Origin of the sequence: Alicyclobacillus tolerans, from assembly GCF_048984885.1 — a bacterium.
GTDB lineage: Bacteria > Bacillota > Bacilli > Alicyclobacillales > Alicyclobacillaceae > Alicyclobacillus_I > Alicyclobacillus_I tolerans.
On record NZ_JBMGNK010000002.1, the window covers coordinates 1911945 to 1935969 of the forward strand.

The 24025-nt window shown below is 42.4% G+C and carries 24 protein-coding genes; 8 read left to right on the plus strand and 16 right to left on the minus strand.

The genetic code is table 11. From position 1 onward, the window contains the following. Positions 1-263: 263 nt before the first annotated feature. From aroH to ACOJUR_RS09595, 8 genes are all read right to left on the minus strand, one after another. On the minus strand, positions 264-638 hold the full coding sequence (gene aroH, locus ACOJUR_RS09560) for a chorismate mutase (protein ID WP_072873216.1): 375 nt from the start codon (positions 636-638) through the stop codon (positions 264-266). 57 nt (positions 639-695) lie between these two features. After that, positions 696-1778: a 3-dehydroquinate synthase gene (aroB, locus tag ACOJUR_RS09565; RefSeq protein WP_420949881.1), complete on the minus strand. Its 1083-nt coding sequence runs from the start codon at positions 1776-1778 to the stop codon at positions 696-698. Continuing rightward, the gene (aroC, locus tag ACOJUR_RS09570; protein WP_420949882.1) at positions 1775-2932 is read right to left on the minus strand and encodes a chorismate synthase; all 1158 of its coding nucleotides are present in this window, start codon (positions 2930-2932) and stop codon (positions 1775-1777) included. Before aroC ends, aroB begins: the two co-directional genes overlap by 4 nt. Before the next feature lie 15 nt (positions 2933-2947). Then, positions 2948-3937 carry a zinc-binding metallopeptidase family protein gene (locus ACOJUR_RS09575; RefSeq protein ID WP_072873219.1) on the minus strand — a complete coding sequence of 330 codons (990 nt, stop codon included), beginning with the start codon at positions 3935-3937 and terminating at the stop codon, positions 2948-2950. After that, positions 3934-4959, minus strand: a complete 1026-nt coding sequence (locus ACOJUR_RS09580) for a M42 family metallopeptidase (RefSeq protein ID WP_420949883.1) — start codon at positions 4957-4959, stop codon at positions 3934-3936. The genes ACOJUR_RS09575 and ACOJUR_RS09580 overlap by 4 nt, the downstream gene beginning before the upstream one ends. Next, positions 4950-6008 (minus strand): M20/M25/M40 family metallo-hydrolase, encoded by a 1059-nt coding sequence (locus tag ACOJUR_RS09585; protein ID WP_072873250.1) that lies wholly within the window; start codon positions 6006-6008, stop codon positions 4950-4952. The genes ACOJUR_RS09580 and ACOJUR_RS09585 overlap by 10 nt, the downstream gene beginning before the upstream one ends. A 13-nt stretch (positions 6009-6021) precedes the next feature. Further along, positions 6022-7020: an RluA family pseudouridine synthase gene (locus ACOJUR_RS09590; RefSeq protein ID WP_420949884.1), complete on the minus strand. Its 999-nt coding sequence runs from the start codon at positions 7018-7020 to the stop codon at positions 6022-6024. 137 nt (positions 7021-7157) lie between these two features. Beyond that, positions 7158-7349, minus strand: a complete 192-nt coding sequence (locus tag ACOJUR_RS09595; protein WP_420950533.1) for an H-type small acid-soluble spore protein — start codon at positions 7347-7349, stop codon at positions 7158-7160. A 113-nt stretch (positions 7350-7462) separates the two neighbouring features. Between ACOJUR_RS09595 and ACOJUR_RS09600 the strand changes: the two genes are divergently transcribed. Further along, positions 7463-8446 carry an aldo/keto reductase gene (locus tag ACOJUR_RS09600; protein ID WP_420949885.1) on the plus strand — a complete coding sequence of 328 codons (984 nt, stop codon included), beginning with the start codon at positions 7463-7465 and terminating at the stop codon, positions 8444-8446. On the opposite strand, the gene ACOJUR_RS09605 is transcribed toward ACOJUR_RS09600, so the two are convergent. The 5 genes from ACOJUR_RS09605 to ACOJUR_RS09625 form a co-directional block, all read right to left on the minus strand. After that, positions 8447-9049: an NAD(P)/FAD-dependent oxidoreductase gene (locus ACOJUR_RS09605; protein WP_420949886.1), complete on the minus strand. Its 603-nt coding sequence runs from the start codon at positions 9047-9049 to the stop codon at positions 8447-8449. 212 nt (positions 9050-9261) lie between these two features. Then, positions 9262-10659 (minus strand): MBL fold metallo-hydrolase, encoded by a 1398-nt coding sequence (locus ACOJUR_RS09610; protein ID WP_203115469.1) that lies wholly within the window; start codon positions 10657-10659, stop codon positions 9262-9264. A 51-nt stretch (positions 10660-10710) separates the two neighbouring features. Then, entirely contained in the window at positions 10711-11304 is a 594-nt protein-coding gene (locus ACOJUR_RS09615; protein ID WP_072873226.1) for a helical membrane plugin domain-containing protein, read from the minus strand. 30 nt (positions 11305-11334) lie between these two features. Further along, entirely contained in the window at positions 11335-12522 is a 1188-nt protein-coding gene (locus ACOJUR_RS09620) for an FAD/NAD(P)-binding oxidoreductase (RefSeq protein WP_420949887.1), read from the minus strand. Between the two features lie 226 nt (positions 12523-12748). Continuing rightward, positions 12749-13534, minus strand: a complete 786-nt coding sequence (locus ACOJUR_RS09625; protein ID WP_420949888.1) for a sulfite exporter TauE/SafE family protein — start codon at positions 13532-13534, stop codon at positions 12749-12751. 147 nt (positions 13535-13681) lie between these two features. Between ACOJUR_RS09625 and ACOJUR_RS09630 the strand changes: the two genes are divergently transcribed. From ACOJUR_RS09630 to ACOJUR_RS09655, 6 genes are all read left to right on the plus strand, one after another. Further along, positions 13682-14713: a sensor histidine kinase gene (locus ACOJUR_RS09630; protein WP_072873228.1), complete on the plus strand. Its 1032-nt coding sequence runs from the start codon at positions 13682-13684 to the stop codon at positions 14711-14713. Between the two features lie 49 nt (positions 14714-14762). Next, on the plus strand, positions 14763-15449 hold the full coding sequence (locus ACOJUR_RS09635) for a response regulator transcription factor (protein ID WP_203115466.1): 687 nt from the start codon (positions 14763-14765) through the stop codon (positions 15447-15449). A gap of 159 nt (positions 15450-15608) precedes the next feature. Continuing rightward, a complete protein-coding gene (locus ACOJUR_RS09640; RefSeq protein ID WP_072873230.1) occupies positions 15609-16976 on the plus strand; it encodes a cytochrome ubiquinol oxidase subunit I in 1368 nt (455 codons plus the stop codon). Continuing rightward, positions 16973-18028 carry a cytochrome d ubiquinol oxidase subunit II gene (locus ACOJUR_RS09645; protein ID WP_203115465.1) on the plus strand — a complete coding sequence of 352 codons (1056 nt, stop codon included), beginning with the start codon at positions 16973-16975 and terminating at the stop codon, positions 18026-18028. The genes ACOJUR_RS09640 and ACOJUR_RS09645 overlap by 4 nt, the downstream gene beginning before the upstream one ends. 31 nt (positions 18029-18059) lie before the next feature. Next, positions 18060-18383 carry an antibiotic biosynthesis monooxygenase family protein gene (locus ACOJUR_RS09650; RefSeq protein WP_203115464.1) on the plus strand — a complete coding sequence of 108 codons (324 nt, stop codon included), beginning with the start codon at positions 18060-18062 and terminating at the stop codon, positions 18381-18383. A gap of 213 nt (positions 18384-18596) precedes the next feature. Continuing rightward, positions 18597-18806, plus strand: a complete 210-nt coding sequence (locus ACOJUR_RS09655; RefSeq protein ID WP_420949889.1) for a hypothetical protein — start codon at positions 18597-18599, stop codon at positions 18804-18806. A gap of 351 nt (positions 18807-19157) precedes the next feature. Here ACOJUR_RS09655 and ACOJUR_RS09660 read toward each other — a convergent pair whose 3' ends face one another. Further along, positions 19158-19637, minus strand: coding sequence for a hypothetical protein (locus ACOJUR_RS09660; protein ID WP_420949890.1), 480 nt, complete (start codon positions 19635-19637; stop codon positions 19158-19160). A gap of 69 nt (positions 19638-19706) precedes the next feature. On the opposite strand from ACOJUR_RS09660, the gene ACOJUR_RS09665 reads away from it, so the two are divergent. Beyond that, a complete protein-coding gene (locus tag ACOJUR_RS09665) occupies positions 19707-20921 on the plus strand; it encodes an MFS transporter (RefSeq protein ID WP_420949891.1) in 1215 nt (404 codons plus the stop codon). 178 nt (positions 20922-21099) lie between these two features. Here ACOJUR_RS09665 and ACOJUR_RS09670 read toward each other — a convergent pair whose 3' ends face one another. Continuing rightward, positions 21100-22560 carry a CoA-acylating methylmalonate-semialdehyde dehydrogenase gene (locus tag ACOJUR_RS09670; protein ID WP_420949892.1) on the minus strand — a complete coding sequence of 487 codons (1461 nt, stop codon included), beginning with the start codon at positions 22558-22560 and terminating at the stop codon, positions 21100-21102. A 78-nt stretch (positions 22561-22638) separates the two neighbouring features. Continuing rightward, positions 22639-23838: an iron-containing alcohol dehydrogenase gene (locus ACOJUR_RS09675; protein WP_420950534.1), complete on the minus strand. Its 1200-nt coding sequence runs from the start codon at positions 23836-23838 to the stop codon at positions 22639-22641. Positions 23839-24025: the final 187 nt, after the last annotated feature.

The window sequence follows — 24025 nt, forward strand, 5'->3', positions numbered from 1 at the left end:
CGGTCAATGGCCTATTAAGCTGCCTTAATGTCGGCAACTATCTTCTCCATGAACGCACTTTTACGCTGATTCATTCGCCAAAAGACGAAGAAACATCGCTCTGCTCCACTCAACTCTCCTCAAATCCACACTCGACTCGTCTATACTTCACTGTAGGCTGCCGTCCTTATAAGACGGCTTACTGGTATATTCGTAAAAAACGTAAAATCCTTTCTTGCGATCATACGCAAAATTATCCTATGCGTCAACAGGCAGGTTTCTCCTTAGACGTTTTTTTGAGCGAGATCGGGCCGTAATACAATAGCTTCACCTAAATACACGTGCTGCAATGCTTCTTGGGTTTTATGCGTGTTGACGTGCATCAAAACCCGAATACAGCGGCTCTTGCTATTTTCAATCGGCAATTCTGTCGCGCACATGAGAGGAACCCACTGCCAACCAGGACGCGAACGGACCGCTTCTGCCGGGAAGGCGGCTGTCAGATCGGCGGTCATGGTAAAAAGAATACTCGCCACATCATCTACGTCAATTTCATTAAGTTCTACAATGGTGTCTACCAATTCGCGAGTAGCCGTGTGAATTGCTAAGGGTGAGTTTTCACTTGCGCAAATAGCCCCTCGAATACCCCGTACTTTCATATTCTGTTCTCTCCTCTCACATGGGACACGCGGCTTGGTATTCTAGGGTCTGCTCAATCAGCGAGACTCATTATCCTGCCAAGCCAACCTGACCAGGTCTTTATCTATATTTTTTATAATTCTTACTTGGCCAATCCGTTCTGGTAAAGCAAAAGTCCAACCGTCCTGAGAGTTTTTCTTATCCAGTTGAAGATAAGGAATCAATTCATCAAAGGCCATTCCCTTGTCCTGAGTTGGTAAGCCATGCAGCTCCAAGCATTCAATGATTTTTTGTTTATCATCTTCACTGAGCAACCCTAATCGCTTTGCCAAATAGGATTCTACAGCTAACCCAATCGATATGGCCTCTCCATGAGACCAGCGGTATTCGCTTTTGGCTTCTACGGCATGGCCAATCGTATGTCCCGCATTGAGAACCATACGCCATTCTGCCTCTTGTTCATCCGCTTCAACCACGTCAATTTTTACTTGCATAGCTTGACTGAGCATGGTTATGGAGGCCGCACCTCCCGGATAGCTGCGGTACGGAGATTGGTAAAGCTCAGTAAACAGTTTTTCCGATCCGATAATGGCGTGTTTGATCACTTCTGCCATACCACTCGCCCAATCTCGCTGAGATAGGGATTCTAGCATTTCAACATCGTACCAGATAGCAACAGGGGAATAAAAAGATCCGACTAAATTTTTAGCATACTTTAAATTGACGCCAACTTTGCCTCCCAGACTACTGTCATGGGCTAACAATGTGGTCGGAGCTTGGATATAACGCAGCCCTCGCAGATAAGTAGCGGCTACAAATCCAGTCAGATCTCCTACCACACCACCCCCCCAAGCAACCAGCATATCTTCCCGACGAATTTGTAATTGAGCCAGTTTACTATATATCGTTTCAGCTGTTTCCAGAGACTTACTAGCTTCTCCAGCTGTCACGGTCAGCAAATGAGTCTCAGCCATTTGTTGCAAGGTTTCGAGAAAAGTTTGAGTTTTTCGTGTCGAAACCACATGATGATCGGTCACAACAACAATTTTCCCGGGCTTCTTTTCCCCAGAAGGCCAATATTCAGCACAGCGTTCCAGTAACTGTTCGCCAATCCAAACAGGATAATGGCGACTTTTACTTCGCACCTCGAGTTTCATCATCGTTTTTCCACCATGGATTGGTATGCCGCGACTTGCGCTTGGATTTCACGCAAAGAGTCGCCGCTAAATTTGCGTAAAAATGCATCCGCAATAACAAAAGCCGCTACATTTTCACCAACAACCGATGCAGCAGGAACTGCGCAGTGATCTGATCTCTCCACCGCTGCCAGTTCCACTTCTTTCGTTTTCATATCAACACTGGCCAAGGGTTTATAGAGCGTCGAAATCGGCTTCATGGCCACGCGGATGACAATATCCTGACCGGTTGTCATCCCGCCTTCTATGCCACCTGCTCCATTCGAAGGACGCAGATAACGTGGAGCCTGATAAACAATGGCATCGTGTACTTGTGAACCAAATCTCCGCGCTGCTTCAAAACCAAGACCAATTTCAACACCTTTTATGGCTTGGATACCCATTAATGCACCAGCTAATTGGGCATCTAATTTGCGGTCGTTATGCACATGAGAGCCAAGTCCAGGTGGGCAACCGCGTACAATAATCTCAAAAATCCCGCCAACCGTGTCACCACGCTCTTTGGCTTCATCAATTTTAGCAATCATTTTGGCTTCAGCCACTTGATCAGCTGTTCGCACAGGAGAACGGTCAGCAGCATCTATTAATTGTTGAAAATCGAGTGTATCCGGTTTGGCTACTACACCGCCAATTTCCACTACATGAGCTGTAATTTCTATCTTAAAGAGTTCCAACAATTGTCTAACCAAAGCTCCAGCGGCCACGACGGTGGTTGTGTTTCTAGCGCTGGCTCGTTCCAGGATATTGCGCAAGTCTTCGTGATCGTACTTTAAACCTCCGGCAAGGTCAGCGTGCCCAGGCCGTGGGCGAGTAACTTCTTTTAAATTTTCTGGATGATTTCCCCATACAGACATTTTTTCTGTCCAGTTTTTAAAATCGCGATTGACAACTCGCATGGTAATCGGCGAACCTAATGTTTCTCCAAAACGAATACCGCTCGTTACTTCAACCGTATCTGTTTCAATCTGCATTCGTCTACCGCGTCCATATCCCTGTTGGCGTCGACGCAACTGTTCATCAATCTTTTCTTTTTGAATTGGCACACGGCTAGGCATGCCTTCAACAATCACTGTCAATTCAGGTCCATGAGATTCTCCTGCTGTCAGGTAACGAAGCACTATTTGCCCTCCTGTCTAAGCCTTCCACTGATTGGCTGCCGCAACAGCCCATTTGACGAGTGACTCGACATCACGAACATCAATCACTTGCGACAACTGGCCAGTATAGCGTGTCGGAATCGATAGACCACCTACCATTAAGCCTGCTTGTGACAAATGAATTTGTCCTGCATCCGACTGTCCTCCAGGCCACACTTCATGCTGAATGTTAATGCCAAGAGTTTCAGCAGCATCTTGCAAAACATTTTTGACACGTAATGGGGTTATGACGGTTCCGTCCATGATTTTTAACGCAGGTCCATGACCTAGACGCAAATCCATACGTTTTGCTTTTGGCATATCTCCAGCTGGAGCACTATCAATCACCAAAACGAGATCGGGTTGAAGAGCGAAAGCAGCCGTTTTGGCACCGCGTGCCCCCACTACTGATTGGGCACTGAAAACGAGAGTAACCTGTCTACCTTCGTCAGCCAATTGACGGAATGCATCTGCTGCAGCTACACAACCTGCACGATTGTCCAACGCGCGTCCCGACAAACGATGTTCACCCAGTTCAGCAAAGGGAACATCCAGTACAGCAGAAATGCCTATGGGAGCAAGATGGTAGGCTTCTTCTGCTGAATCCACACCGAGATCGATATACAGATCGTCAACACTTAAAGAGGTATTAGCGTCTTTCATTTCGCAACCGATTATGCCGCGCGTCTGATTGGTAAATCGAACGTGTTGCCCTATCAGCTGCTTGGCCTCCAGCGAGCCAATGGTAAGAAAGCGAAGGAAGCCGTTTTCTTCTATATGATTGACCATAATTCCAGGTTCATCTATGTGTGCTACGAGCGCCACATGCGGCCCAACACCATTTTTTCGTACAATCCCGTTGCCGAGCCTGTCAATCTCTGTTGAATCTGCTATGTCTTTAAAGGTGGCAAGAACGCTTGGTAAATGCGCCGCTTCACTTCCAGCAGGAATAACCATCTCCGACCATTGCTTGATGATATTTTTCATGAATGCCATCTTCCTTCCTGAATTTCAGTCAGAATTGATGTAAGGAGTTGTAAGGCTGCTTGGTAGTCTTCGAGTGAAATAATTTGTGCAGGCGCATGAATATAGCGGACAGGTACAGATATAGCGCCACCAATCACACCTTCTCGGGCTTTTTGAATGGCTCCATAATCGTTTGAACCGCCTTTAACGCGTCGATATTGCCATGGGATGTTATATTTTTCTGCGGTGGCAATCATGAACTCCGTAAAACGTCGATCTGGCAGGGTGAGGCCATCTTGCAAAGTAAGGGCAGGTCCTTTGCCAAGTTGTGTGGCTTGATTGTGTGCCGGGGCGTCAACGACATCAAAACAAACAGTGCCTTCCAGAGCAATAGCGATGTCAGGCTTCAATCGATACGCTGCGGCTGTAGCCCCTCGCAGCCCTACTTCTTCTTGTACAGCGAACACTCCAGAAAGTCTCAACTGCCATTCTTTTTGCATCGTTTCCACCAACAACGCGCAACCAACGCGATCGTCAAACGATTTTGCTTTCGCTGCTCGTTCTCCCATTTCTCCATAAGTTGTCGCAAATACGGCTACATCTCCTGGTTGCACAACAGAAAGAGCGTCCTCTTTGGAAGAAGCACCTATATCGATGTAAAGTTGATCCCAACCGAGTGGCTGCCGGCGTTCTTCCGGTTTTTGCAGATGAATCGGCTTACTGCCAATCACGCCAAAGTGTTTGCTATCTCCAATGACAACAGGTTTTGAAACGAGAACACGGGGGTCAATACCACCGATTGGACGGAAACGAAGTAAGCCGTTTTCCTCCACATGAACAATCATTAAGCCAATTTCGTCCATATGTGCGTCAATCATAATATGTGGACCTTGAGCATCTTGGTTTTGCTGTACAAAAAGATTGCCTAGAACATCCGTGAAAATGTGATTGTGCGACAGAGTCACTTCACTGCGAATGACATTACGAATTTCATTCTCGTAACCGGAGGGTCCCATAGCTTCAGTCAATTTTTTTAGTAGCATGAGTAGTCCTCCACTCTTTCCCAAGTTAATTGCGCTATATATTCGGCCAGTACCTTACCGCAATCGACAATATCTTGATAGCTGCCTGTTTCAACAGAGGTATGCATATAGCGAATAGCTATCCCAACCAGCCCTGTGGCAATTCCTTCTCTCGTAATTTGAAATGCCCGTCCGTCGGTACCTGTGGGACCTTGTGATAATTCTAATTGATAGTCAATGTTGTTTGCCTTCGCAGCTTCACTTAAATCCTGGAATACTTTAGGGTGGATGTTAGGTCCTTTGGCTATGGCTGGTCCTTTACCAATTTTGTAACTGAAGTCAGATGCCTGTCCGGGCATGTCAGCGAATGTCACATCAATGGCAATGGCTACGTCAGGAGCCTGGCCGTACCCCACTGTCGTTGCTCCTCGAACACCTACTTCTTCCTGAACACTAGCAACAGCAATGACATCTGCCTGATGGTGGTATTTTTTTAATGCCTCCAGACATTCCAGTATGACTGCTACGCTTGTTCGATTATCCAGTGATTTTCCGCTGTAGTGATGATGAAGCAGGGGCATAACACTGCGATGCAACGTAACGCGATCGCCCACACGGATCTCCGAGCGCACTCGTTCTTCTGGCATAGCTAAATCGATAAAAAGATCTTCTAATGGAGCAGCTTTTTTTTGTTCGTCTGGCGCTTGCAAATGGGGTGGTTTGCTGCCAATAATTCCATGCCAACGCTTGTTTTTTCCGTGCACCACCACTTCTTGACCAACGAGCGTCCTGGGATCAAAACCTCCAGTTTGCGCAACACGCAAGAAACCACCTTTGTCAATGAGGCTTACCATCAGTGCGATTTCATCCATGTGTGCAGAGAGCAGTACCCGAGGGCGTCTTCCACTTGATTGACCCTCTACGGTAGCAATCAAATTCCCCAGAGTATCCCGTTCAATTTTGGAAGTATATGTACGCATTGCAGATTCCACAATTTTGGCGACTTCCTCTTCAAAACCAGGTCCGCCATGTTCTTCTAATAAGCGAATGAGTGTATCCACATGTTTCATCAATTCGAGTTGCTCACTCCTCTCCTGTCAATAAATTTACTTTATCATTCGTATCAAATTGTACGCAATTTTTTGTCTCTATTTCTTTACTCGATCCGCCAAGCCATTCCCATAGTTCTATCATCTCTGAACGAGGTTCAGCAGTGACGCATACTGATTTTTCTAGAATAGGATGAAAAAAAGCGAGTTGATAGGCGTGCAGCATTTGGCGACTGGCCATCTTTGTATAAAAAGAACTCTCATCATCGTTCAGGGAAAGTTGACCGTAGTCCCTGTCGCCTATGAGAGGCATTCGGACGCTCGCCATATGTAGACGAATCTGGTGAGTTCGACCGGTTTCCAGTTCAAGCTGTACCAAAGCAGCTTGTTGCGTTTTTGCAAGTATAAAAAAATGAGTAATAGCTTCTTGGCCCATTTCTTCTTGAACGATTCTCTTTGAAGGACGTTCTGGATTTTGGGCAATCCGCGATTGAATGGTATACCATTGGTGTAGCGACAGATGGCTGGGAAAATAACAAATAGCCATATACGATCTTTTCAGTTGATGATTTCTTACTAACAGATCAAATAAGTGATGAATATGCGCGTGCTTGGCAAGCAATAGCAAACCGGAAGTGTCTCTATCCAAACGGTGTACACAATGGGGCACTAAGTGTTCAGACAGAAGATAATGACCGGCTGCTGCTAATGCAGATTTGTTTCTCTCACGAGCGGATGGATGTGATAATTGTCCTGCCGGTTTATTTATCACAAGAATGTACGGATCTTCGTAACAAACATCGATGGGCAAAGCTTCAGGTTGAACACTAGCAGATTCTTCCGGTAAAATGACTTCAAAATGGTCTTCTTGGTAGACTTGTTCATAAAATTTCATTAATCGTCCGTTTACACACACTCTATTCTCATCGCGGAGCGTGCGCATCAATCGGTGGGAAACACCTAAAGATTTTTCCAGAATAGATTGCAAGCGCCTTCCTTGTTCGTTTTCCTTGACAATCCACTCTATTTTCATGTTTCTCACCTACTTTCGTTTCTGTGCATTGTAGCGGGTGAAAGGGTCTTTGGACAAGAGGATGCCTTCTTCAGAACACAAAAAAGCTGTCTCCCAGAAGAAGAAAACATCTGGGTGACAGCTTTTGGATAGAATCGTTAACCACGATGTTCTTCAAGTGCTGAAACATGAACGTCCCGTTCATTGTTCGGCTGATCGAGAGGATAAACTCGACACATTTCATTTTTTTCGTCTACGTGTTGAATGTAGATAGGAACACCTTGGCAAGTGACATGCACCATATCAGGCGATGAGGCTATTTCAACTGCACGTTGGATATGAATTTGAATCTTCTCCTTTCAAGAAATTAACTTTAACATTTACTGTAAATCAAAATTTATACGTTCGTTGATTCGTTGACTTTCGCTTGTTCCAATAACAAAGAGAATGAGGTGTTTATCTAATGAACTATCGTGCGTTAGGTCATACGTCGCTTCAATTGAGCGAAATCAGTTTTGGAACATGGACGATTGGTGGAGATTGGGGAAATACTGACGATATTGAAGCGTTGCGCGCGCTGCAAGCAGCCATGGATGCTGGTGTGAATTTCTTTGATACAGCTGATGTATACGGTATGGGACACAGTGAAGAATTGCTTGCCAAAGCTACGCAGGGAAAAGAGCACAATATCCATATAGCTACGAAATTTTGTCGATCCGGTGATATTTTAAATCCTGCTACCTATTCGGAAACATCCATTCGCCATTATTTAGAAGGAAGCTTGCGAAGGTTAAAAAGGGACTATGTGGATATTTACCAGATTCACTGTCCCCCCATGTTTATTTTAAAAGATGGATCAGTTTTTGAGGTATTGGAGAAATTGATGGATGAAGGAAAAATACGATATTACGGTGTAAGTGTAGAGACTGTCGAAGAAGGAATTTATACAATAGAACATTCGAATGCCAAAGCTTTGCAGGTCATATTTAATCTTTTTCGTCAAAAACCAATTGAATCCTTGTTTCCTCTCGCCAAGCAAAAGGGTGTGGGCATTTTAGCGCGCCTGCCGTTAGCCAGTGGGTTATTAACCGGGAAGTTCACCCCAGAACATCGTTTTTCAGAAAATGACCACCGTAACTTTAATGAACATGGGGAAAAATTTAATGTGGGCGAAACTTTTGCAGGGTTAGGATTTGTAAAAGGTGTGGAATTGGCGGAACAAGTGCGTTGGATTGCTGAAAATCGAGGCAATATGACAAGAGCTGCATTGCGCTGGATTCTTGATTTTGACGCAGTAACATGCGCTATACCTGGGTTTCGCACTACAGCTCAAGTGGAAGATAATTTAAAATCATTAAAGGTACCCTCTTTTTCAAAAGAAGAACACCAGCGCCTAAGAGAGTTCTATCGCATACAAGTCCAACCATGGATTCGTGGGGCCTATTAATCAATCATGCCACATAAAAGCTTTGCCTAAATGTTGACTTGCAATTTGTATACCTACAAAAGCACCTTGTCCAGAAGCAATGACCGTTTGACTGGGCAAATGAGCTAAGAGTCCAGCAATATACACATTTGCAATATGAGTACGGCCATTGTACTGGACACCTTCTACATATCGAATTTTACGGCTGGGAACGTGTTCATTCACAGCCAGTGAGAATCCTGCGTCTTCCAGTAATTGATAACCCAAATTAACAGACAAGACCAGATATGTTGTGGTAATAGGATTTTCCCACTCGTAATTTGTGGAAATTTTGTTAGGCTCCAAGAAGACTTTTTTTATTGGGCTATGTACATCTAGGGATGTAACCTGACCAGTCAGAAACTGCCCACCATATTTTTGAACTTGATGACGAGCTGCACTCAGCCATTCCTCTCCGGATATTCCTTCAACAATTCCTGGGAAATTCCAAATTTGTTTAACATCAGAGATTTGTGAATCTTCGTTATCTATGACTAGCGTTGAGAGTCCCGCTTTACTTGTAAAGAGTGCACAGCTTAATCCAGCTACTCCTCCACCTACTATTAATACATCGACATGTCTCATAGCGAATTCTCCCTCAATAAGATTTCTATTTTTATACTTATACCCTGTATAGTATCGTGAGGTTATTATACCACAAAAGCACAATCCATATCCATTCATAAAAAAGAACTGTCCCTTGGTTAATCTGACATTCCCTCTGAACTCTCAGAGGATACAGATCACGTGTTGGGACAGCCTTATCTATTCACCTCAGTGATCGCAATCTTTACACCTTAATTTGTTCGAACCCATTCATCATATCCGCCCAATAGATTTTGAACATTCTTGATGCCCTTGGCTTGCAATATACTAGCTGCTATTGCCGATCTTCCGCCGCTCTTGCAATGGACAAGGATGGGTTTATCTGACGAAAGCTCATGGAGACGTTCATCTAAATGTCCCAGCATAATGTGTTTAGCTTCCGACATATGTCCTTCATCCCATTCATTTAGGTTTCGGACATCTAATACCTGTACTTCACCACTTAAAACTCGAGATTTAGCTAATTTTGGATCAACATTTTCGTATGATTCCATGTTCAATCCCGATTCATGGATGACTTTAGGATCCATTGCGGCTACGACATGATCCAGTCCAATCGACTGAAGAGATTCTAACACTTCTGGAAGTTGCTTTTCACTGGCGAGTAAGTAAATAGGAACATCATAGGAAATGAGCCATCCTGCCCAATTCACGAAAGATTTATTAAATGGAATATTCAAAGTACCTGGAAAATGACGTTCAGCAAACAATTTAGATGGTCTGGTATCAATAACTACACCTTTTTCCAGCCAATCATTCACCTTATGTCCATCTGTGGATTCTATCTTAGGCTCATTGATATCTGACAATAAAGGTGGTCCTTCTTTATTTAGTTTTTTCATCATGGCAAAATACTTGGGTGCCTCAGGTTGGCCAGTTAATAACGCCTGTACAAAATCTTCCTCGTTATCATATTGCAATGCCCAATTGACCATTTTTTCATAGCCAACCGTACTTGAAGGGACCGCACCAAGAGCTTTTCCGCATGCACTGCCCGCACCATGAGCAGGTAGCACTTGGATAAAATCGGGCAATGTTTTGAATCTCTGAAGAGATTGAAACATTTTTCTTGCCAATGCATCAGATGTACCTTTTTGTCCGGCAGCTTTTTCCAACAAATCCGGTCTTCCTACATCTCCCACAAAAACAAAATCCCCTGTAAAAATGGCTAAAGGCGCAGTCGCCTTTGATCCACCGTCGGTTACTAAAAATGAAATATGTTCAGGAGTATGACCGGGCGTATGCATAACTTCAAAACGAATATTTCCAATGTTAAATTGACTACCGTCTTTCAATTTTTCTGAAGGATATTCTTCTAGAAATTCATATCGCCAGCCTTCTCCACCTTCATCGGAGAGATATAAGGTAGCCCCTGTTCTTGCAGCTAATTCGCGTGCACCCGAGATAAAATCAGCATGAATGTGCGTCTCCGTAGCACCTACGATTCGTACACCTTCTTTTTGGGCTAGCTCTAAGTAGGGCTTGACATCACGTGCAGGATCAATAACTATCGCTTCTCCTGTGGCTTGGCACCCCACTACATAAGAGGCATGCGCTAACTTTTCATCATAAAAATATTTCAGTAGCATGTTCAACTCACTCCGATTCTCTTGAAAATGTGAAATCATAAAGTGCAAGAACTACTTATTTTGAGACGATACATTGCGCTCCCCTATGACAGTCAAAATTTCCTTTATGATATGCAACCCTTTTTGCATAGTAGGATCTTTTACTAATTTCATCAGCGAGAATACAGACAGCGTTGATTGATCTTTAGCTGCTCTTTGTTGGGCTTCCTTTACAATAGAGACACCATCCTGAATTTTAGAACGCCACGGTTCTACGATGTCATTGATTCCATTTGTTAAATACTCTATCGACTGTTTATCTGTGACAAAAGATTCTACAATATCTATTGCCAGTTCCATCTGTTGGACATATTTTGCTAGTTTTGGCAGTTTGTCTAGCAAAATGAACGCAGATTCAAGCGTATCTCGATTGAGGTGAATTGGTGGTAAGTCTGTTTTTATTCCACTCAAAAGATAATCCATGGAATCTCCGTCTTTAAAAACTTCATTTGCAAAAGATAGCATGCGGTCAAGAGCATCATATTTCTCCATTATGTTTGGTAGCTTTTCCAAAGCCTTGACAAGGCTTGATTGAATTTCTGGATTAGACAGAATGTCTGTCAATGAATCTTGAGTTCTACGTGTAACCTCTTGTTCAACTGACATGAAGTCCCCTCCTTTCTCCATGACTTTCTTTTACATCAATCCCTTAAGCATGCCATCCCAGTAGATGACGGGAAGTAATTCCTTTTTGAGTAAATACATACTCCATCTTTCTTTACCTTGATCAAACGGAAAAGTTTCATAGGGTTCATTATTGTAGTCAAATTCAGCAAGAATGAGGCTTCCATAGCCTGTAACTAAAGGGCAAGAAGTATAACCGTTATACTCCTTCACCACGGGTTGTTTCTGCATAAGGCTAAGAAGATTAGCTACAAGAACGGGAGCTTGTTTGCGTATCGCTGCCCCTGTTTTCGAAGTGGGTAAACTCGTACAATCTCCGATACCAAATATATTTTTAAATCGATTGTGCTGTAAGGTAAATTTATCTACATCTACCCAACCATCTGCATTTGCCAGAGGACTGGATTTGATAAAATCAGGAGCGCTCATGGGCGGAACTACATGAATCATTTCATAAGACATTTCAACATGCTGCTTGGTATCTAAGTTTTCAAATACGGCTATCTTTTCTTGACTACGAATCTCTATTAAATTGTGTTTAAAATGTGTTTCAATCTCTTTGCGCGCTATCACTTGATTTAACGAATCAGCATATTTTTTAACGCCAAAAATAGTTCCTCCGCCAGACACAAACATAACTTTCGACTTACTGCGTACCTTGTTCTTCCGAAAATAATCGTCAGCTAAATACATGATTTTTTGTGGAGCTCCACCACACTTAATTGGTGTATTGGGGGCTGTAAATATTGCGTTTCCACCTTTAAAATTACGCAAACTTTCCCAAGTGCTGTTGACATAGTCATACGAATAGTTACTACATACTCCATTTTTGCCTATCGATTCTTTGAGACCTTTAATTTTATGCCAATCAATTTGAATACCAGCAGCGACCACCAGATAGTCGTATGAAAGAGATTTTCCAGAATCTAAGATGACTTGATTATTTTCAGGAAGGAATTCTTTAACTGCCTCTTGAATCCAAACAGCTCCTTCAGGAATGACCGAAGCTTCTTCGCGTTCCGTTACTTCACGCTGAGCAGCACCACCTCCAACCAGCGTCCATAGAGGTTGATAATAATGTTTTGTAGCGGGATCAATAATAGCAACCTGCCCAGAAATCCCCTTGTTTTCTCGCAATAATCTTGCTGCTACACTAATTCCTCCAGTGCCGCCGCCTACAATGGCAATTTTGTAATGCATACGCTTTCACTCCATTCTAATGATTTTTTTCAGATTAAATACAGGATAGGGTATTACGAATAGCGTTAAAGTATGGCAAGATGTCTTTACTGAATAACGTACACCTCATCATGCCAATTCTGTATCAGGGAAATCCCTGATTGTTCGTGAGTTTCAAATGTTTAGTTTAATCAGATTATTTTCATAAATAATGAGGTGCTCTTTTCTAAACCATAGAATACAATGTTCAAAGGTGCAGGGCTTGTGCATTTAATACCAACATATAGATGGCGACCACAAAAACCACACCAGAAAAGATATAATTTAAAGTTCGACGTTTTGAACTGAGTCGAGAAGCTAAAACGGTTCCAACAATTCCTCCCACCATTCCGCCTGCGATGTATTCTATGACAACCCACCAGTTGACAAGGCCTGAAATACTATAATTTATAGCGGTAGTTAGTCCAAAAGTTCCAACTGAGAAGAGTGAAGAGCCAATAGCATCAATCATTGGTAAACCTGCCGAAAACATTAGACCAGGAACAATGAGAAAACCACCACCGATACCAAAAAATCCTGATGTAAAACCTACGGCCATCCCAATCATGATGATTTTGAAAACATTCGCTTGATCTTGAACATGTAAAGTATCTTCCGCCTGATGTTTTTTGGGCACAATCATTCGAATAGCCATGATAATCATTAGAATCGCAAACAAAAATAAAATTTGTTTATCAGGTACCCATTTGCCTACGGCTGAACCAGCATAGGCTCCAATTGCACCTGGAATAGCAAATTGTACTGCAATTTTCCATTTTACATGTTGGTGTCTAGCGTGAGGTATCAAATTTAAAAATGCATTTACAGCAACTGCAAATGCTGTACTACCAATGACCACATGTGGATCGCCAATTCCTACTACGTAAAGCAATAGTGGAACAGCTAAGATGGATCCCCCACCACCGAGCAATCCTAAAGCAAATCCAACAATTCCTCCAGACAACACAGCAAGAAAAATTTGAATGGCCGTCAAAAAAACACTCTCCTCTCATGAGCAGAGTGTATGATGAAAGCAAGTTATAAAACATCAGAGAAAACTCTGATTATGTTCTTATGAAAAATAGGATAGAATTTAATCTAATTCATAGATATTGGAATTTATCATATTGGAGTGTGTCCTATGAAATCTAGCATCGAAGACGAGAATTCTAGACTTCGAGAACTATTTAATTTATTGAACGATGGAATTATAGTCATGGATAAGAAAAGAATTATTGTATTTATTAATCCTTCGGCCACACGTATGACAGGCTGGGAAGTTGGAGATATCATTCCATATTGCTTATATTGCCAGCAGAGAAAAGTGGAACCAGGAGAAGAAAGATGTTTTTTAGCCAGTCAACCTAGGCAAAGTTATTTTGAATCCGATCTACCAACTAAAATGGGTACTTTTGTACCTGTTGGAATGAGTAGAACTTTTTTGTCCACTCCTAATAATACTTCTTCACGTGATATGGTGATTACCATTCGGGATGTTACTATTGAGCGTCAAGCAAAGGAATTGGAAACACGAGCTCAATTAAATCAAAGAACCTTGGAAGTACAAGAAGAAGAGAGAAAAAGAATTTCTCAAGAATTACATGACAGTATTTCACAAACTTTATATGGCATTGATTTAAGTCTGGACCATCTCAAACGAAATGCTCCAATCCATCTTCAGAAGAGAATTGAGGAAATTAGAAAACAAGTGAAGTTATGCTCAGACGAAGTACGAGCTATGTCTCGAGATTTATATCCTGCTGTTCTTTACGACCTTGGACTTACAGCAGCCATTCGCATGCTAGCTGAACAAATGTCGTCCCATCGACGCGAAATAAAAGTTGTGATTGATAACAACTGGATTCACGATGATTTAAATCGAAGTGCCGTACACGTATATCGCATTGTACAAGAAGCTTTGCATAACGCTATTTTACATGGAAAAGCGACTCAAATTTCTATTTCTCTCTCTTGCAATCATATGTGTAAAGTGACTATTTTCGACAATGGTATGGGATTTCATATGGACAAAATCAAAAATAGTACAGGATACGGTTTAAAGAACATCAAAGAACGCGTGTCCGCATTACAGGGGGAATGGAACATAGATTCGTTACCTGGAAAGGGTACAAAGATAGAAGTCCAATTTCCGAATCCAATGATACTTTCTTAATTTCAACTTTTTCAAAATAAAAATAAACATAAAAAAGGGATGACACTGAATGGGAACTATAAAAGTGGTTATAGTGGACGATCATACACTGGTTCGACAAGGACTGCGTCTTATTTTTGAAGGAGTATCTGATATTACTGTAGTTGGAGAAGGAACTTCTGGCGATGAAGCTCTTATATTAGCTGAGCGATTATCTCCTGACGTGATTTTAATGGATGTTCATATGCCACTCGGTCTAGATGGGATTACGGCTGCAAGACACATTCGTGAAATGTCTCCTCAAATTCGCATTATCATGTTAACGATGTTTGATGATGATATACACGTTGAACGTATGCTAGCTGCTGGAGTAGATGGGATATTGTTTAAACACGATGATAGTACTGAAATTTTAGAAGCTGTGCGTAAGGGTACGGTTAGGAATCCTTATTTACCCAAACGTCTATCTCAAGAGACAATCAATCGAATTTTGCACAAATCCAAGGCAGAAAATTTTTTCCATGAACTTTCTCCTCGAGAGACAGAAGTTTTGATTTTATTAGCCAATGGATTTACTAATAAGGAAATTTCTAAACGACTTCATATTAGCGTCAAAACAGTAGAAACACATCGTTCTAATATTATGAAAAGACTAAATCTAGAATCACGTGCTGAACTTGTCAATTATGCCTTAAAAAATGGATATATTGAATCTCTTCTCTTCCTGGATGATCCTTCTTCACATCCTCAAACCTAATGTATAGTGTCCATCGATTGATCCGATTCTCCATTCCGACTCCACATTACTCATGTAATTTAAACTCTGTACGTATATCAGGAACTTCCCTGATATCCTGAAACTTCTCCTCAGAGCTACAATGAATATGCTGGATAAGCAAAGAGGAGTGTGACGAGTATGTCTGATTTAACCCTTGCACGAACTTTATTCGGTGTAACATTAGGCTATCATATTACTTACGCTACGCTTGGTGTGGGAATTCCATTTTTAATTTTTTTGGCTGAAATAATGGCTGCCAAAAAAAAGGACACAAGTTATCAACTATTTGCCAAACGACTTACTCGTGTGGCTGTTTTGCTGGTAGGTGTTGGTATTGTAACGGGTACAACAGTAGCAGTTATGCTCTCCGTTCTATGGCCCAAGTTTATGGCTGTTGTCGGACAAATCATTAACATCCCTTTTGAATTGGAAATTTTCGCTTTTATTATGGAATCACTATTCCTTGCTATTTATGTTTATGGCGCTGATAAAATTAGTCAACGTACACGGATTTTTGCTAGTCTTGGAGTTTCTATTGGTGCGGCGCTATCTGCACTTTTAGTTACGGATGTCAATGCCTTTATGAATACACCGACAGGTATAAAATGGGATAACGGAAAAATATTATACGCTAATCCCTGGAAAGCTATGATTAACCCATCCATGCCAGAAGAACTAGGTCACGTATTAACATCGGCTTATATGGCCGTAGCTTTTGTCTTTGCTGCAGTTGCCGCTGTATCTCTACTGAAAAAGGGATTGAGTGAGTTTGAACAACGTTATCACCGGCAGAATTTAACTCTCACTATGTTGGTTGGTGGGATAGCAGGAATTTTAACGGCTTTTTTTGGAGATGCATCCGGGAAAATGATGGCCACTTATCAACCTGAGAAATTAGCTGCAGCAGAAGGGTTGTTTCATACAACCCGTTACGCGCCTTTGGTCATCGGCGGTATAGTCAACGTGCATCAGCAAAAAATTATAGGTGGAATTCCTATCCCTGGCTTCTTGAGCTGGCTTGCAACCATGCACTTTAATAGACCTGTAATAGGATTGGATGCTTTTGCAAGATGGACCTGGCCAGATCTCATCCCTGTTCACCTCATGTTTGATGCTATGGTTGGTATAGGAACCTTTTGTATTCTTCTTTCTATGATTTATTTCTATTTTAAATGGAAGAAGATCAACTTACTTTCTGCACGCTGGTTTCTAAAACTTATCGTTTTTTCTGGATTTTTAGCTATGGCTGGCATTGAAGACGGCTGGATTTTTGCAGAAGAGGCACGACAACCTTGGATTATCTACAATCTGATGACTGTCAGAGAAGCAGTTACTACTGCCCCTGGAATCGGCTGGATGTTTGGTGGGTTTATGGCTCTTTTTACAGTGCTTCTCATAGCAACCGTTTGGTCACTGCGCGTCTATTTTAAGAAACACACTGTTTGTGAGTCCGAGCCATCTGAATCATTCATCCATACGTCTGCTACAAAGGGCGTGAAAGCATGACCATTCTGATTATGGGAGCATGGTTTTTTTGGCTGCTGGTCTTTGTTTACTCTATTCTAGGGGCTATAGATTTTGGTTCAAGTTTTTGGCGATGGTTTTTTCATATGAGAGGATTTGCATATGCGGAATCAGTAGCATCGACATACCTATCACCAACTTGGGAATTAATTAATGCCTTTCTGATTGTCATTCCGGTTGCCTTAGTAGGATTATTTCCTAAAGCTGCATTTACTTACGGCACAATACTTGCCCTTCCTGCTACCCTGTTATTAATTTTACTATCCTTACGTGGAGCTTACTTACAGTTTGGATATGCTTCTCAACGGTTTCAAACGCATACCCTATTTGTTTCTGGTTTGACAGGCCTTTTGCTGCCTGGCATGTTTATTGCGTTACTTCCTCTTTCACAAGGAGGGTATATAAGCCTTATTGACGGTCATCTGATATTTCATGTCAAAATGTTTTTTACAAGTATTTCTGTATACCTATATATGGCCTTTGGTGTAGCTCTATCCCTTTACCTTTCTGCACTTTTTCTTGCACGCTATGCTCAGCAGGCAGAACAATGGAGCGCTTATTATCGCTTTGTTTCCGGCGCTCGATGGATAGGATCTGTTAGTCTGTTTTTAGGAGCCAGTGCTCTATTTTATCCTACTCCACACGGCATGCATCTGATGGAAAATGGATTACGCCACCCAACTTTTATATTTTTAATGGTAGGATCTCTCCTCGCCTTTTTACTCAGTTACAGTTTGATTCTTTCTACTCGACGCGATCGAAAAATATCAAATATGAGAGCTTTATGGCAACTTGGATTGGCCTTGGCACAAGTTGTTTTATCTCAACTTGGTTATGCTATTGCTCATGCTCCGTATCTGTTATACCCATATTTAACCTTTCAATCATCGTCTTCAAATTCTTTAATGTTTCGCTCGACACTCCTCGTATTATTGTTAGGTTTAGTCGTGTTGAGTCCTTTATTGCTTTGGTTTAGACGATTATTTATCGTCGATGCTGAATATGTGGCCACGCACATGAAAGAACGACATTAAACTTATTGAGATGAGGAAAGGAGACAGTATGATGACAAAGTCAAAAACCATTGTTTCAAATACACCTAGGCCCCCCTACTATTCCGTCATCCTAACGGTTGTTCCCGGTGAGGATTTAAGTGGATACCATGAAATGACAGAAGAGATTATTCAAGCTGCATCTGAACAAGAAGGATTTCTTGGAATAGAGAGCGCTGAAGATGAACTTGGAATTATTGTTTCCTACTGGGATTCTCTTGCTTCCATCGAAGCCTGGAGTCGAAACGCTTTTCATCAGTTTGCAAAATCAAAAGGAAAATCTATATGGTATCAAAAATTCCGAACTCGCATCTGTAAAGTTGAACATGAGTATTAAAAATTTATTTTAATAGAAAAATGTTTCTATAACCCTTTTCGACTGCTTGAGGAGTGTGGTAAAAGTTATTCCCATACACACTCCTCTTTCTAATCTAAACCTTTGTTATATGGATAGCACCATCAAAATAAAGCAAAACCACCGCTAAGACAATTTGTCAATTTGCCAAAAGGCATGCTGAAGAGTCCGTTTAGCCGTTTGTGAAATGTTGTCTTGAGCAGCAATCCGCTAGTTACAGTTTTGAATCCATGGTCTTCATCTGCTTATTCATATTCAGGATTTTTTGTACAACAAGGTAGCCTGTGGTTACCCAAAACAATACTCCATCAACGAAAACTGCAACAGTTGCCACAATTCACGCAATCAAAAGTCTTTCAGAAAGAGGATTCCGCAATGAAGCGCCTTTCCAAATCGTTTCAATAATCGAGTTGGCAAGAACCAACTCATCTTCTGTAACAAGGAGTGGAATAACAACTATCCAACTAACATTGGTCCATGGAGTTAAACACCCTGCGACAAGAACAAGTTAAAAAAACACCAGCATGAGTAATGCGTGTACTGCGTAAAGCAGTGGAATTTTCCATAAACACGATACCAAACAACACATCCGTAGCGATCAATATATTGGTATGGAACACGTTCAACTACGTTTCCTACAACTGGTTCAAGCAGAACACCTTGTAACCCAAATGCAATTCACAACCTATATCCGTTACTATACCTGTTTCGTGATCAGCAACCGAGAGTAACAGAAAATTCACAAAACTCATTGATTTAATTGGTGCTAAATTCATTTTTCCATTGGTTGTTTTTTAGCCAGTTATACAAATCTTTGTCCTTAAAATAGAGAGTTTTATTTTTAATCTGGTACGAAATCACGCCACTCACAAAGTGATACAACGCTTTCGGTTCTTGTGAATGTCCCGACATATAGTATGCAGGACTAATCAAAATTTGCTGTTTAGAGGATAACTGCAATACTAGTTTTGCAGGATTTGTATTTGCGTTTGTTATGATGGGCGGATTGGGAGGTGGCGGAAGTTGTATGGATACAGGTTGAGTCTTAGTTAACCAGTTTTCTATCTGGGCTATTGTCTTTGATTGTTTTTTAGGACTATATGACCTTGCTGCCAATCCATAAACTACGTAAACATGTTGAATATCTTTTGTTCTAGTAAATGGCACCCATTGTGCCCCTTTTTTTGCAACAACATGTGGAAGCTGACCATAACCAGTCAGTAACAACGACAGCATCAAACTGAAAATAAACAATAATTTGGACATTTCAATCACCTCTCTATATAGACGCCATACAACCTGTGAATGTTACATCATCTTACATTCTCATTAGCTCATGAGAGTATGATGTTTGTGGCTTATTTGGACCGAATCAACATTTCAATTGCAGGTCCTACCATTCAAAAGGCATTGCACATTAGTCCAGTGGCCTTCGGAGCAGTCTTATCCGCATTTACATTTGGTTATGCCATTTTACAAATTCCGGGCGGTATTCTCGCTGATAAAATTGGTGCTAAGAAATTACTTGTGATTGCACTCATTTGGTGGTCCATCTTCACAGGCATGACAGGTATGGCCATGTCCGTTGGATTTCTGATTGTTGTCCGAGTTCTGTTTGGCGTTGGGGAAGGTCTCGAAAATGGCGCTCAATTCAAATTAATTGGAGACTTTTTTCCATCGAAACAGCGGTCAGCTGCAAACGGGCTTTTTTTGACATCTATTGCCCTAGGTCCGGCTATTGTGGCTCCGTTAGCCGTCTGGCTACTTAAAGTAGCCGGTTGGCATGGCATGTTCTATTGGTTTATAATTCCGGGCGTGTTCATGGCCATTTTGATTTCCTTCCTGATTCCACACAAACCTTCAGAAGGTATCGTGCATACCGAAATCATAAATCGTAAAGGACTGCATGCAACATGGTCTGATGTCTTGGCATATCCGATGATTTGGCTTGCGTTCTTTGCCTATTTATTTTTTAATATCGCATTCTGGGGATTCCTGGGATGGATGCCATCCTACCTAAGTCAGGCACGCCATATAACGCTTTCAGCACTCGGTGTAGATGCCTCTTTACCCTACTGGTTTGGATTTTTAGGACTTGTCATTCTTGGCTTCCTTGGCAACAAACTGTTGTACCGCTTCCGTGCCACCATGATTGCGATTAGCTACTTGATAGCGGGCGTATCACTATACATTGCGTATACTACAGGTACTGTTGATGGAAGTGTGGTCGGACTCTGTGCCGCTGCTTTCTTCCTTTATGGTGGTTTTGGTCCAATTTGGGGTGTTGCACTTGATCTTTTGCCCGACAGTTTGCGCGGTACATTTACCGGTTTTGTGAACTTCGGAGGTCAGATTGGGGGTTTTATTGCACCGCTTATCATCGACGGCATTGTATCTGCGACACATTCGTACAATGACGGCTTTCTATTCATGATTGGCGGTGTTGTTCTTGCTGCCATTGCACTGTTCTGGCTGCAGGGTGTGTGGCTCCGGACTCCACAAGCGACTGAAGGGGCTTAAATTGTTAAATTGCAGAATGACTCCGGCCGTTTGTTATCAACTGGTCGGAGTCGTTTTATGAAGATTAGCATCAAAGGATTGTGTAATCTTCCATCATTATAAGTCAGCTAATTTCCTGCTACCCAATCCTATAAAAACTTTAAATTGAATTCGAATAGTGTGTTAATGTCCCAAAGGATTACATTCGCCCAGTCACCATTTTTCTCCTGGTGTAGAAATTGACGCCGTCCTTGCCATTTGCGTGAAGGTCACCATAGAACGAATCTTTCCAACCAGAAAACGGGAAAAATGCCATCGGTGCAGGTACCCCGATGTTGACTCCAAGCATACCAGCATCGATTTCTTCTCGAAATTGCCGAATCGCACTTGCACTATCAGTAAAAATGCAGGCACCATTGGCAAACCGGGATTGATTCGTCAATTCAATCGCCTCGGTGAGCGTGTTGACGCGCACAACGGAAAGTACCGGTGCAAAAATCTCATCTTTCCAAATCGTCATCTCCGTACTGACTTGATCGAAGATGGTAGGACCTACAAAATATCCATTTTCTTCGACACTGTCTAAACGACCATCGCGCACCAACTGAGCCCCTTGTTTCACGCCAGATTCAATGTAGCCGAGAGTTTTTTGACGATGACTCTCACGAATTAACGGACCCAAGAATACTTCTTCATTCAATCCATTTCCTATCCGGATCTGATCCGATGCTTCCTTGAGTCTAAAAACAAGCTCATCTGCAATATCTCCTACTGCAACAACTACGGAACAAGCCATGCATCGCTCCCCAGCAGAACCAAAGGCTGCACCAATGATTTGCTCTACAGCCAAATCGAGATCGGCATCCGGAAGAACAATCGTATGATTCTTTGCACCCGCTAAAGCTTGCACCCGCTTTCCGTTTTGTGCAGCCGTTCTATAGACATAATCTGCAACAGGTTGCGATCCGACAAAGGAAATTGCCTTGATACCTTTGTGTTCCAGCAAACCATTTACGGCGTCATGAGCACCGTGAACAATATTGAGGACGCCTTGCGGAAGTCCTGCTTCGTTGAACAGTTCCACAAGACGCTGCGCCATCATTGGTGTCCGTTCGGACGGTTTGAGAATGAAGGTATTGCCGCAAGCAATGGCAAGCGGAAACATCCAGCATGGAACCATCATTGGAAAGTTAAACGGCGTAATCCCTGCGACAACACCAACCGGATAACGATACATGGCAGAATCGAGCCCAGATGCAATTTCCGTCAACTGTTCCCCCATCATCAGTGTTGGAGCACCAGCAGCAAACTCTACATTCTCAATACCGCGTTGCACCTCTCCATAGGCTTCTTTATAGCTTTTGCCGTTTTCAACGGTGATGAGGCGAGCGAGTTCGTCCCAGTGCTCAACCAGCAGTTGTTGATACCGAAAGAGGATTCGAGCTCGTTTGGGAACAGGTGTTTTACTCCAAACCGCAAAAGCTTTAGTCGCCTCTTTGACAGCCATATCAATGTCGTTTGGGGTCGAAAGTGGAACGCGGGCTATTGTTTGATCTGTTGCGGGATTCGGTACGTCCTCATATTTCTCAGTCTGTGCCTCTATCCACTGACCGCCTATATAGTTCTTGAGGGTCTTAATTTCTGTTGACGATTTTGTCATATGTCCACTACCTCCCAAATGGGTATCTTATATAATGTATCTTCAAACAACTCCTGCAAACTTACGCGCGAGTTTTCTTCATTGAAAAGAAAAGTCCATTGCATAAGCCGATTTGTAGAGTTGTACAATCTCTTCATGAGAAGGTACCTTCGGATTGTTTGCCGGACTTCCACTTGCAATTGCATCCGTAGCCATTTTGTCTAGAGTCTTTATGAACTCGTTTTCATCAATGCCCCATTGTTTCATGTTGGGAATATCCAACTTTGCACAAAGCTGCGACACGTGTTGAACGGTACTGTTGGCTACATCTTCGTCAGAACTGCTCTCATCTCCGAGATTCAGCGCTCGGCCAATATTTGCAAGTCGATCTGTACAAGCATCTTTCGAATACTCCAAAACCGTTGGCAGCAGCATTGCGTTCGATACACCGTGCGGAACGTGAAAAACTGCTCCGATGGGACGAGACATACCGTGCACGAGGCAAACTGAAGCATTGGTAAATGCCATACCCGCCTCCATCGCTGCAATGGACATGGCTTCACGAGCCACGAGGTCTTCACCATTGACATAGGCTCTTTCGATGTGGTTAACAATTTTTTGAATTGCCGACATAGCTAACGTATCAGTGAGAGGATGTCTCCGCTTTGAAATATACGCCTCTATCGCATGGCAAAGCGCATCAATTCCCGTAGCAGCTGTCACCTGAGGTGGAGACGAAATGGTGAGCAACGGATCGACAATAGCCGCGTATGGAATCAGTTCCGGTTGGCGAATCATCATCTTAATATCAGCTTTTGTATGAGTGATAACCGTAACGCTTGTTACTTCCGATCCGGTTCCCGCTGTGGTCGGAATTGCAATCAAAGGTATTGGCGTTTTATCGAACAACTTGTTACTCCCCATGTACTGTCCAATGTAACCTTCGTGAACAGCCATAACGGCGACTGCCTTGGCTGCGTCTATGCAACTGCCACCACCAATACTAACGACCAAATCGCAATGATGCTGGATAAATTCACTTAGTGCTTCTTCGACATGTATGTCTGTCGGCTCTGCGTTCACACCTGCATACACCGTGTATTCCAGACCGGATTGTTTCAAGAGGGTTGAAACTCGTTCAACATGTCCTAAATCCATCATAATCTTGTCCGTTACAACCAACACCCGTGATCCAAGATTCGATACTACACTTCCCAGTTTCTCCAGCGATCCGATTCCTGAATAGACCACGCTTGGGACACGAAACTCCCCAATTGAACTCACTTGTGCTGAACTCATGATCGTCAATCCTTTCCATAATTGACTTACATACCAATGTATCAGCAATTCTCGTGCCAAGAATATAACAAGTTGTAAGGGTAACTCAGCAAAGCATGTCATTTTCAAATACAATAAACTTTTCAATCAACCGTATTCTTTGATTTATCCAAATGTAGTGTTGATGCAATGTCTGCTTATGTAAAAA